The organism is Shewanella sp. NIFS-20-20 (assembly GCF_019209865.1).
GTDB lineage: Bacteria > Pseudomonadota > Gammaproteobacteria > Enterobacterales > Shewanellaceae > Shewanella.
Genome location: NZ_JAHUTT010000043.1, coordinates 23,033 through 33,682 on the forward strand (window position 1 = coordinate 23,033; position 10,650 = coordinate 33,682).

Annotated in this window: 10 protein-coding genes; 5 read left to right on the forward strand and 5 right to left on the reverse strand. The window is 45.9% G+C overall.

Annotation, left to right across the window (positions count from 1 at the left end):
- Positions 1-7: 7 nt before the first annotated feature.
- From KU855_RS13385 to KU855_RS13400, 4 genes are all read left to right on the forward strand, one after another.
- Positions 8-670: a TrkA family potassium uptake protein gene (locus tag KU855_RS13385; protein WP_218530781.1), complete on the forward strand. Its 663-nt coding sequence runs from the start codon at positions 8-10 to the stop codon at positions 668-670.
- Positions 667-2,034 (forward strand): TrkH family potassium uptake protein, encoded by a 1,368-nt coding sequence (locus KU855_RS13390; protein ID WP_218530782.1) that lies wholly within the window; start codon positions 667-669, stop codon positions 2,032-2,034. The genes KU855_RS13385 and KU855_RS13390 overlap by 4 nt, the downstream gene beginning before the upstream one ends.
- A gap of 125 nt (positions 2,035-2,159) precedes the next feature.
- Positions 2,160-2,777, forward strand: a complete 618-nt coding sequence (locus KU855_RS13395; RefSeq protein WP_218530783.1) for a MarC family protein — start codon at positions 2,160-2,162, stop codon at positions 2,775-2,777.
- Between the two features lie 277 nt (positions 2,778-3,054).
- Complete coding sequence (locus KU855_RS13400; RefSeq protein ID WP_218530784.1) at positions 3,055-5,445, forward strand: phosphoketolase family protein; 2,391 nt, start codon at positions 3,055-3,057, stop codon at positions 5,443-5,445.
- 39 nt (positions 5,446-5,484) lie between these two features.
- Here the strand turns inward: KU855_RS13400 and KU855_RS13405 are convergent, their stop codons facing one another.
- Entirely contained in the window at positions 5,485-6,252 is a 768-nt protein-coding gene (locus tag KU855_RS13405) for an MBL fold metallo-hydrolase (RefSeq protein WP_218530785.1), read from the reverse strand.
- Between the two features lie 108 nt (positions 6,253-6,360).
- The gene (locus tag KU855_RS13410; protein WP_218530786.1) at positions 6,361-6,768 is read right to left on the reverse strand and encodes a globin; all 408 of its coding nucleotides are present in this window, start codon (positions 6,766-6,768) and stop codon (positions 6,361-6,363) included.
- Positions 6,769-6,983: 215 nt separating this feature from the next.
- Here KU855_RS13410 and KU855_RS13415 point away from each other — a divergent pair, with 215 nt between their 5' ends.
- Positions 6,984-7,952: a nucleoside hydrolase gene (locus KU855_RS13415; RefSeq protein WP_218530787.1), complete on the forward strand. Its 969-nt coding sequence runs from the start codon at positions 6,984-6,986 to the stop codon at positions 7,950-7,952.
- A 120-nt stretch (positions 7,953-8,072) separates the two neighbouring features.
- Here KU855_RS13415 and KU855_RS13420 read toward each other — a convergent pair whose 3' ends face one another.
- From KU855_RS13420 to KU855_RS13430, 3 genes are all read right to left on the reverse strand, one after another.
- Positions 8,073-8,714, reverse strand: coding sequence for a LysE family translocator (locus KU855_RS13420; protein WP_218530788.1), 642 nt, complete (start codon positions 8,712-8,714; stop codon positions 8,073-8,075).
- A gap of 77 nt (positions 8,715-8,791) precedes the next feature.
- On the reverse strand, positions 8,792-9,358 hold the full coding sequence (locus KU855_RS13425; protein ID WP_218530789.1) for a mechanosensitive ion channel domain-containing protein: 567 nt from the start codon (positions 9,356-9,358) through the stop codon (positions 8,792-8,794).
- 117 nt (positions 9,359-9,475) lie between these two features.
- The gene (locus KU855_RS13430) at positions 9,476-10,315 is read right to left on the reverse strand and encodes a substrate-binding domain-containing protein (RefSeq protein WP_218530790.1); all 840 of its coding nucleotides are present in this window, start codon (positions 10,313-10,315) and stop codon (positions 9,476-9,478) included.
- Positions 10,316-10,650: the final 335 nt, after the last annotated feature.

Here is a 10,650-nt window from a genome sequence, read left to right on the forward strand (position 1 = left end):
AACTGCCATGGCCACTAACAACAAGCAATTTGCCATCATCGGCTTAGGTCGATTTGGGATAGCACTATGCACCGAATTAGTCGAGCATGGCGCTCAAGTGCTGGCGATAGATATCAAAGAAGAGTTGGTTGAGAAAGTCGCTGATTTAGTCAATCAAGCTGTGATAGCTGACTGCACCACAGAGGATGCCATTCGTGAGTTACGCCTAAGTGATTATGATCTGGTGGTGGTGGCCATTGGCGCCCAAGTGAACAACTCGATTTTAGCGACCTTGTTGTTAAAAGAGTTGGGAGTCGCCAAAGTTTGGGTAAAAGCCAATGACAAATTTCATGCGCGCATCATTGAAAAAATTGGCGCCGACAAAATTATTCTGCCAGAGCGTGAAATCGGCATTAAGGTGGCTCGTAGTATGCTCGATGATCGGGTGTTTGATTTTCTCGATATTGGCGATGATATGGCATTAACCGAATGGGTGATCGGACCGCAAAATGCCGGCAATTTACTCGGTGAGCTCGCCTTATTCCAACAGGAAAATATTCAAATCTTAGCGGTAAAGCAAGGCGCTAGGATCAATTCATGCCCCGAGCCTGACACCTTATTGCAGTCAGGGGACATAGTTATCTTAGTCGGCGATAAAGATGAACTAACTGCCAAGCTGAGAAGCATATGAAATTGGGTGAGTTTAATACTCAAACCTTCAGCCCACGCTGGTCTGAACCCTATATCATTGTGTCCAGCTTTTTAGCGGTATTACTGCCGTCAGCCCTGTTATTAATGCTGCCGCCCTTTTCGTACAGCGGCTTAAGCTTTACCGATGCGTTATTTACCGCAACCTCAGCCATCAGTGTCACCGGCCTTGGGGTTGTCGATACCGGTAGTCACTTTACTTTGGCAGGTAAAATACTGTTAATGCTGCTTATGCAAATTGGCGGTCTTGGACAAATGACCCTATCTTGCGTGTTATTTTATTTGTTTGGACTCAGGTTGAGCTTACGCCAACAATCCTTAGCGAAAGAAGCGCTCGGGCAAGAAAAACACATAAATATACGTCAACTGGTAATTAAGATTGTCATCTTTTCAATGACAGCTCAAATGATTGGCGCCCTGTTATTGTGTTGGCGCTGGGTGCCGCAATTCGGCTGGTTTGATGGCATTTTCACCGCGTTATTTCATGCGGTTTCGGCATTTAATAATGCTGGTTTCTCACTATTTAGCAATAACTTGGTTGGCTATCATGGTGATACGCTCGTCAGTTTATCTCTCGCAGCATTATTTATCGCGGGGGGGTTGGGATTTACCGTCGTGTCAGATATCCATGAAACATGGCGTAAGAATGAACGAGGCTGGTTACCCAAGTTTAATAAGCTCAGATTACACAGTAAAATCATGTTAGTTGGCACGCCAATCTTGTTGTGCTCTGGCACAGTGTTAATTTTATTGCTTGAGCATAACAACCCAAACACCTTGGCCAATATGCCGATGTATGACCAATTGCTCAGCGCATTTTTTCAGTCCGCAACCACCCGCACCGCCGGTTTTAATACCATCAATATTGGCCTGATGACCGAGCCAGGATTATTGATCATGATGCTATTAATGTTAATTGGCGCAGGCCCAACCTCAACCGGTGGCGGTTTGAAAGTCTCGACCTTTGCCGTGGCACTTTTAGCAACGCGGGCTTTTTTACGGCAACAAAACTTTGCCAGTGCATTTAACCGAACCCTGCCTTGGCCATTAGTGACTAAAGCCTTAGCCATTATGGTGATCAGTGCGCTGGTATTAACCCTCGCCATGTTTTTACTGATGTTGACGGAACGCGCGCCATTTTATGAAATCATGTTTGAAACGATTTCGGCGTTCGCTACCGTAGGGTTAACATCGGGGCTGACCGCCAATCTGTCTGAGCCCGGAAAGTTGATTTTGATAGTGGTGATGATTATCGGCCGTATCGGCCCGTTAACACTGGCTTATATGCTGTCAAAGCCTAAACCTTCATGTTTGAAATACCCTGAAGATTCTATTTTAACCGGATAATCACAAGCGCGTGGGCCCCGCTTATGGCAGTGCCTCGCGCAAAGATTAAGCACCTTTAATGTGTTTCCCATGAATTGGCCATTATTTTTGATATAATCATGATTAATCTAAATCAAGGAGACAAAATGGCTGAATATATTGCGATTTTTATTTTCTTTTTTGCCGTCATAGACCCCATAGGGACAGTACCAGTATTTATAGCGAAAACTTCTTATTATTCAGAAGAAAAGCGAAAAAGAATTGCATTTAAAGCTTGTGGCATTGCCGCGGCAATATTGCTATTTTTCGTAATTGCTGGTGAATTCATTCTAAAGTCGATAAATATTCCACTTTCAGCATTCCAAATTGCCGGTGGCATTGTGCTATTTATTTTTGCCTTATCCATGATTTTTGGCGAGAGTAAGCCCAGTGAAGAACTGCACATGAGTAGCCCATTAGAAACCGCAATTTTTCCATTGGCCGTGCCTTCCATTGCTAGCCCTGGCGCCATGCTCGCCGCCGTCTTAATGACCGAAAATGCCAGTCATTCGCTACTGGAGCAAGTCATCACATCGTTGATTATGTTGCTGGTATTACTGATAGTTTTAGGGTTACTGCTTATCGCCGGAAAAATTCAGCGTTTTATTGGCACCGGTGGAGCGAGCGTGATCAGTCGAGTCATGGGGATGATTTTAGCTTCAGTTGCCGTCTCCAGCGTTTTGAGCGGTATCACCAGCTATTTTAACTTGCCCAGCGCCACCTGAAATTAACTTACCATTTTGATGGGCAACATCAACACCTGGCTTGATGTTGCCACTGACACACCATGGCTTAATGCCACAGCAACTCACTGATCACCCCGCCTCAAACCTTGAAATACTGCAAAACCCCTGCCAATTTTTTAGCATTTTCAACACAACACATTAATTTTTAACCAATGCCAAAATTTGGAGTCACGCCTCATTTTTGTAATTAAACTACCAATATAGTGATTGCAAGAGAGTTTTAATTTTTTCAATTTAACCTCCAGTGAGGCTAGCTATGACCCAAGCGCACGAAACAACTCAGCTCAACAGCCCAGATATTACTGCCCTCAAAAAATTTGTCAGGGCCACCAACTTTCTCGCCACGTCGCAGATTTATTTGAAGCAAAATGTGCTGCATAAACGTCCCCTTAGTCATCACGATATTAAGCCAAGATTATTAGGCCATTGGGGCACCTGCCCTGGCATTAACTTTGTGTATGCCAATATCAACCGACTCATTGTGAAACATCAACGTCCGTTTATTTATCTTGTCGGTCCCGGCCATGGGTTCCCAGCCGTACAAGCCAATTTGTTTATGGAAGGCTCACTGAGCCATTACTACCCTGAGACGATTCCTTATAACGAAAGCGGTATTGAAGATATCTGCCGTAAATTTTCAGCCGCCTATGGTTACCCATCCCACGCCAATCCAGAGGCCCCGGGGCAAATTCTTGAAGGAGGTGAGCTCGGTTACTCGTTAGCTGTCGGTTATGGTGCCATTCTTGATAATCCGCAACTGATTGCCGCGGTGTTAGTCGGCGATGGTGAGTCTGAAACCGGCCCCTTAGCAGCCTCTTGGTATGCCAACCGCTTGGTCGATCCTGCCAGCAATGGCGCGGTGTTACCCATAGTGCACATCAACGGATACAAGATTTCAGGGCCTACCCGCATGGGGCGAATGAGTCATGAGGAACTCACCCAAGAATTTACCGGCTTAGGCTACTATCCCATCATTGTCGATGACCAATTGGATCAAGACGTGTATGAGCAAATGACCGCCGCTATGGATATGAGTTATCAAATGATCACTGATATTCAAACGCAAGCGCGCAGCGGCCAAGATGTGTGTAAACCACGCTGGCCCGTCATTTTAATGCGCACCGCCAAAGGCTGGACCGGCGTCAGTGAAGATAATGGCACTAAATTGATGGGTAACTGCGAATCACATCAGGTGATCGTGAATAAATGTGCCACCAACAAACAACATTTAGATGCGCTTGATACTTGGTTAGCTAGTTATCAATTCCATGATTTATATCAGATAAATGACCAAGGTCAACTGCTATTTGATAAGGATATTTGTTCATTGCTACCACCACAACACTTATGTTGCGGTCGTCAACATTTGGCTTATGGTGGTGAAGTGGTGCGCAACCTTGCCAAGCCCGATTTAACAAAATTAGGCTATGGTGCAGAAACCCCGCGGGGTCACCGTGGCTTTTCAATGCTGAAAATGGGCGAATGGATGCGCGATGCCTTCAAACTCAATCGCGATCAGCGCAACTTACGCATTTTCAGCCCAGATGAAACCTACTCTAACCAGCTGCAAGCTGTGTTTGAAGAAACCAATCGCGCTTGGCAATGGCCGATTGAATCATGGGATCAAGACATGGCCCGTGATGGCCGAGTGATGGAGTTGTTATCTGAAAACTTATTGTTTGGCATGTTACACGGTTACACTGTCACCGGTCGTCATGGCATGTTCCCGACCTACGAGTCATTCTCGCAAGTGATTTCATCCATGGCGGATCAATACTGTAAGTATGTGTATGCTAGCCAAGGGGTGCATTTCCGCAAGCCTTTACCGGCCTGCAATGTGGTCTTGTCATCGTTATTAGAACGCCAAGATCACAATGGCTACTCGCACCAAAACCCATCTTTCCTCGGCGCAATGCTGGAAAAGCATCCGCATATTATCTCGGCGTATTTACCCGCAGATGGCAACAGTACCTTAGTGTATACCGAGAAAGCCTATGATGATCGCGATAAACTCAATATCTTAGTGGCCGGTAAGAAAGAACTGCCGCAATGGTTGAGTCTTGATGAAGCAAGGCGCCAAGCCCGAGATGGCATTATGGTGTGGGATTTTGCATCGGATGAGAACCCCGACGTTGTTTTGGCAGGTTGCGGTGACTATGTCACTCAAGAATGTATGGCCGCCCTAGTACTGATCCGCGAACTACTGCCCAGAGTGCGTATCCGCTTTGTGTCAGTGTCAGAACTCAATAGTTCCGGTCTAGGCAGCCAAGCCTTTCAACAACAACCTTGGTTGATGGATGAGATTTTCACTCAAGATAAAGGGGTCGTGTTTAACTATCATGGCTACCCCAACACCATCAAGAAGCTGGTATTTGACTATAAAGGCAGCCATCGTTTCCGGATCAAAGGTTATGAGGAAGAAGGCTCAACCACGACCCCATTTGATATGGGCGTTCGTAACGGCACATCACGCTATCATTTAGTGATTGATATGGCTTATAAATTATTCCAACAAGGCGTTATCGACGAAACACAGCATGTTGCTATCACCACAGATATGCTACAACGCTTGGTCGATCACAAGAACTACATTAAGGCCAATGGCGTTGATCCTGACTACTTAGAAAATTGGGTGTGGACCCGCTAAGCGACTTCATCACAACGCCTACATCTTGTAGGCGTTGTTTTATTGGTTTTTAAGCGGTAACCATGACGTCATCGCCCGTTGTGTTTTGGCCTTGACTGAGCGCCAGTGGGTCACTGGGACTTTAGGGGCCGAGTTTGTGATCTCATCTAAATTAATGTCTGCCAAGTCCACCTGCCCACCATGAGCTAACAATAGTTGGCGCGGGTTGATTTGCTGAATTTTAAGCAATGAGTTGCGGTAACGGTTAGGATAAAATAACGGATAAGGGGGAATGTAATTTCCTTTAACTTTAACCAGTAAATCAGCAATATAAACAAAGCTTTGGCCTTGATGGTAGAGGGCTAAGTCCCTGTCGGTATGCCCTGGGCAATGTAATACTTGCCAATCGGCAAAACCCGGCAAGCTATCGCCATCATGCAGGCGATAATCCGCCATTAATCGCCGTGAATACCATAAACTCCGCTTAGGCTTACCCATGCGACTCGCTACCCATTTGGCCAATAAAATATCGGTCAAATGCATCATAAATCCATCAATTCCTTGATACCAATGACCTTTAACATCCGCCGTAACCAGTTTTGCTCCAGTGATCTTACGCAACCCATGCGCTCCGCCAGCATGATCTGGGTGCATATGAGTCACCACGATTAAGGCTAAATCGCTAAGCGGACGCCCAAGATGCTCAATAAAGTCACACACCAAGCCAATATCGGCACGACAACAACCATCAAGTAACATGAGTTTGTCGGGGTATTCCACCAAATAGATGGTTTGTATGTAGCCAGAGATGCGATGTAATGTGAACATAATCAGTTTCTTAAATTAGTTAATTCGATTATGTCTACTATTTGCGCAATCCTCAAGCGTTTGACTGAATAAGGAGTTAAGCGCTGGTCATTTACCCCATCCTTAAGCTCAGCGCTTTTTACTGATGCAGCGCATAAATTCGATGCTAGGCGCTAAGATGATCCGCCAGGCATCAGCATCATTGGCGGTATAGCGACTATCGACTTGAGGTAAGGTTTCGACGAAAGCGTCCAACCATAATGGGAACTGTTCGGCTTTAATGCCCATTTTTTGATGACGAATGGCCAATTGTGTTAACTCTTCATCACTGATCCTCACCGAAGAAAAATACACCATATAGGCAAGCGAATGCTTAAACACATGCCGCTGTGTTTGCATATCTAATGCCTCAATCCGCGATTTAATATCTGGACATTTATTGATGAGGTTATAATAAAAAATTTCTATAAATTCATCATAATAGCGTTTAGTAATTCGCTCATAGCTGGCATTAAAAATCGCATTATAATCCATCATTTTGATATCCTTATCATCATATCCGGCCTGTAAACCGTTGGAGTTCAAAGCTGTATGTCTGGCAGCATCTTTAACCATAGCCTAAGAACCCGCTAGCAGCCAAAATCTCGCCCCCATAAATAATCATTAAGCTATTGATCATTAACCAGTGAATTCGCGCACAGTCACCTGCGTAAAAGACAGTTATTATGGCTAAAAACTTATGAGTACCCCCAATGCAGCATAAAATTATCCTCGATACCGACCCAGGCATAGATGATGCCATGGCCATCCTATTTGCCGAAGCTCACCCAAGCATTGAGTTACTGGCTTTAACTATCGTCTTTGGAAATGCCAGCGTCGATGACGGTAAAACCAATGCATTATTCATTAAAAACAAATTTAATTGTCAATACCAAGTTGCTGTTGGCGCCGCCACCCCACTCATTCGGCCGCCGGTGGGAGCAACGGTGGCCGTGCATGGCCCCCACGGACTCGGCGACGTCATTGCGCCAGAGCAGCATTCTGCGATTGATTATCGCCCCGCCTATCAATACATGATAGATGCCATTCATGCTAATCCTGGCGAAATAACCCTAGTGGCCGTTGGGCCGTTAACAAATCTGGCACTGGCTTTACAAGCCGATCCGAGCATTTGTACTAAGGTTAAGCAGGTGGTGATCATGGGCGGCGCTTTTGGTGAGAATGGCCATCGCGGTAATGTCACCCCGTGGGCAGAGGCCAACATTCATGATGATCCTCATGCGGCCGATATCGTGCTCACAGCCCCTTGGCCTGTGGTTGTGATTGGTCTTGATGTCACAGAGCAAAGCTTTTTCAGTGAACAATATTTAGCGCAACTCAAACAAGATAGCGGCGAGGTAGGTCAATTTATTTATGATGTCAGTCGTTATTACTTGCGATTCTATTCTGAAAAACTCGGGCTAGCGGGTTGTCACGTCCATGATCCCTCGGCGATTGCTTATGTGATCCAACCCCAGTTATTCCACCTTCGCTCCGGACCAATTCGCGTGGTGACCGACGGAGCGGCGATTGGGATGACCTTGCAAAAATTTGATGGTCGCATTTACCCTCACGATGATTGGCAAGACTGTCCGAGCCAACAGGTTGGGGTTAGCGTTGATGATGACTCGTTACTGAGGCTCTATCGCGAGACGTTGATAAGTTATAGTTCGCGTTCATAACGTTGAGACCCGCATCTCATCAGGCCAGCACTAATATGGTGTTGGCCAGCGTGCTTCCGTTCACCGCGACAATAGCCAATAAGGCGCGAGCAAGTAGCTTCAATAACGGCGTTAATCACATCATACGTTAGGAAGTTGCGAACCTAATAACCACAGTGCCAGCGCGATAAACACTGCCCCCATGACTTTGTTTTGATATTGCCTAAACTTAGGTTTCGCCAACATTTTCTGACCATGATTACCTATCAAGGCCACCAGCAATAAGTTAAAACTTAAGCCCGCCACATTAAGCAATAAACCTAACGCCAATAATTGCTGGGTCGATGAGGCACTAATATCCACCGACACAAACTGGGGTAAAAACAACACAAAAAACATCAAAGCTTTAGGGTTCAATAAGTTACTCAATACCGCTCGCCGATACAGCTGTTTGGCCATATTGCTGGTGGCGGCAAGTTCATCGCTCGCTTCGCTTGGTTGTGCATGCCAACAATCCCAGCCCATTTTGAGTAAATAGGCGCCCCCCAACAGCTTAAGCAGTTGCAAGGCCATGGGTTGCATCGCAATCACACTCGACACGCCAATGGCTGCCAGCAAGGTTAGCACCAACCCAGCAGTAGCATTACCTAAACTGGCAAAGATACCGACACGCTTGCCATAGGTAATACTGGCAGAAGTGATCAGCAACATATCGGGGCCTGGAATTAACAACAAGGCAAGCACTGCGGTTAAGTATACGGGTAATAAAGCAAAATCTATCATTCATTAACAAAGTGAAAAAAATTCAAGTGGCGATTGTAGAGATTTTTTTCACCAAATAAAGCCTTGAATGACAAATTTTAGACATTATTCTCTAACTCAGGTGCGGCGGCCGCCGCGAGCGCACTGCTTGTTTTGGCATTTGCCACTGCAACTGGCGGGGTGATGGCGAGCTTAAGTACAGGTTTTTGCAACATTAACGAATTGGGATAAGTCACCATATCGCCGCTATCTCGGCGGATAAGCACATGAAACAACGCAATCTCTTTGATGGTGCCACTGATGTCCTCATCTTTATCGACCACCTTAATTCGCTCGCCAATGCGATAGGGAAATACGAAAAAGATTAATACTCCAGCAGTGATATTACTTAAGATTGACCATTGAGCTATCAAGGCTACCCCAAGCACAGCAAACACCGAGGACACAAACACGGTCACATCTTGATAGCCAAAACCCAGCGTCACCGCCAACAATGAGATGGTGACAAACATTAAGGCGCCAATGAGAAAGCGGATCACTAGGCCGGCTCGGGCCGGGTTTACCTGCTTTTGCTTGGCTAACGCTTTAATCCAAACCCGCAATCTTGATTGGATAAGGTAAAAAGCTCCCAGATAGACCAGCACCAAACCTAACTTTAACATCATCAACTTATATCCTTTGAAATCAATGGCATCAATATAAACTGATTTATTAGTTGTACCAAGATCAATTGCTTAACCAAAGGCGATTGGCTCGCCTGCTTGGCAAGCCAATCGCTAGGATCATTGTTGCAGACTGGCACTCGCCGCTTGGTACATAGCCTGACCAAACTGAGCCTGCCCAAATTGCGCAAATAACGCTTGGCCTTGCGCAGATACCAGGTATTGGCTAAATGCCTGCGCCAGTTGATTAGCGTCAGTCGAGCTACTGGGCGCCCTGAGACTATGGTAGGTATTGACTAAATAGGGATCGCCTTTAAACAATACCGTTAAATTATTGAGTTCGGCGCGGCTGGCAACCCAAGTGGAACTGTCCGTCATAAAATAGCCCGAGCCCGCATTGGCACGTTGCAAGCTGGCCTTCATAAAATCATGGCTGGCCTGATACCAGTCTCCTGATGGCACCAGTTTCGCTTGCTGCCAAATACTAAGCTCTTTCTTATGGGTGCCTGAATTATCGCCACGGGTAATAAATGTGTGCTTTTGCAGCGCAATTTTTGCAAAGGCTTCTTTCGCGAGGCGACTGTTAGCGATACCGGCCGGATCATGATGCGGGCCGACAATATAAAATTGGTTGCTGCCAAGCAACTGCCGCTCAACCGCCCAGCCTTCGTTGATGGCTTGTTGTTCAGCAGCGGGGGCATGCACCATGACCATGTCGATTTCTCCGGCTTTAAGCAGTGCTAACGACTTGCCTGAACCCGCCTTTACCCAACATAGGCTGGCATTATGTTGTTGACCAAACTCTTGGGCTAATGCCGCTAATAATCCCAGCTCGCCAGGACTGCCTGTCGCAAGACTAAATTGGCGCTCGCCCTGCCCCAACACCTGATGACAGTCAATGGCACTGGCGTGACCACAAGTTAATAGCAAGCCACTGACTAATATCGCTAATTTTTTCATACTCCACCTTTTTACCCAAAACGACTCAAACCATAAGTGGGTGAGTCAAAAAGTCTACTATTTCTAATAAAAACAATGATCCTACGCAGTATTGTGCAGGTTATGAGATTATGGAGATAAGTAAGCAGAAAACAGGCCAATATGGTCAGGAAAATTAAGCCGGATTCGCAGCTGTGAAGCGGATCAACATTCAATAAAAAAGGCCGCCTAGGCGTAATGCCGTTCACTTAGTGTGAACGGCATTTTTCTTAGACTTAATGGGATACTTGTTTTTACTCATTTTTAACGCACGTGGATAGGCCCTATCCCGTTTCCCATCAAGCTTGAACTGTCTC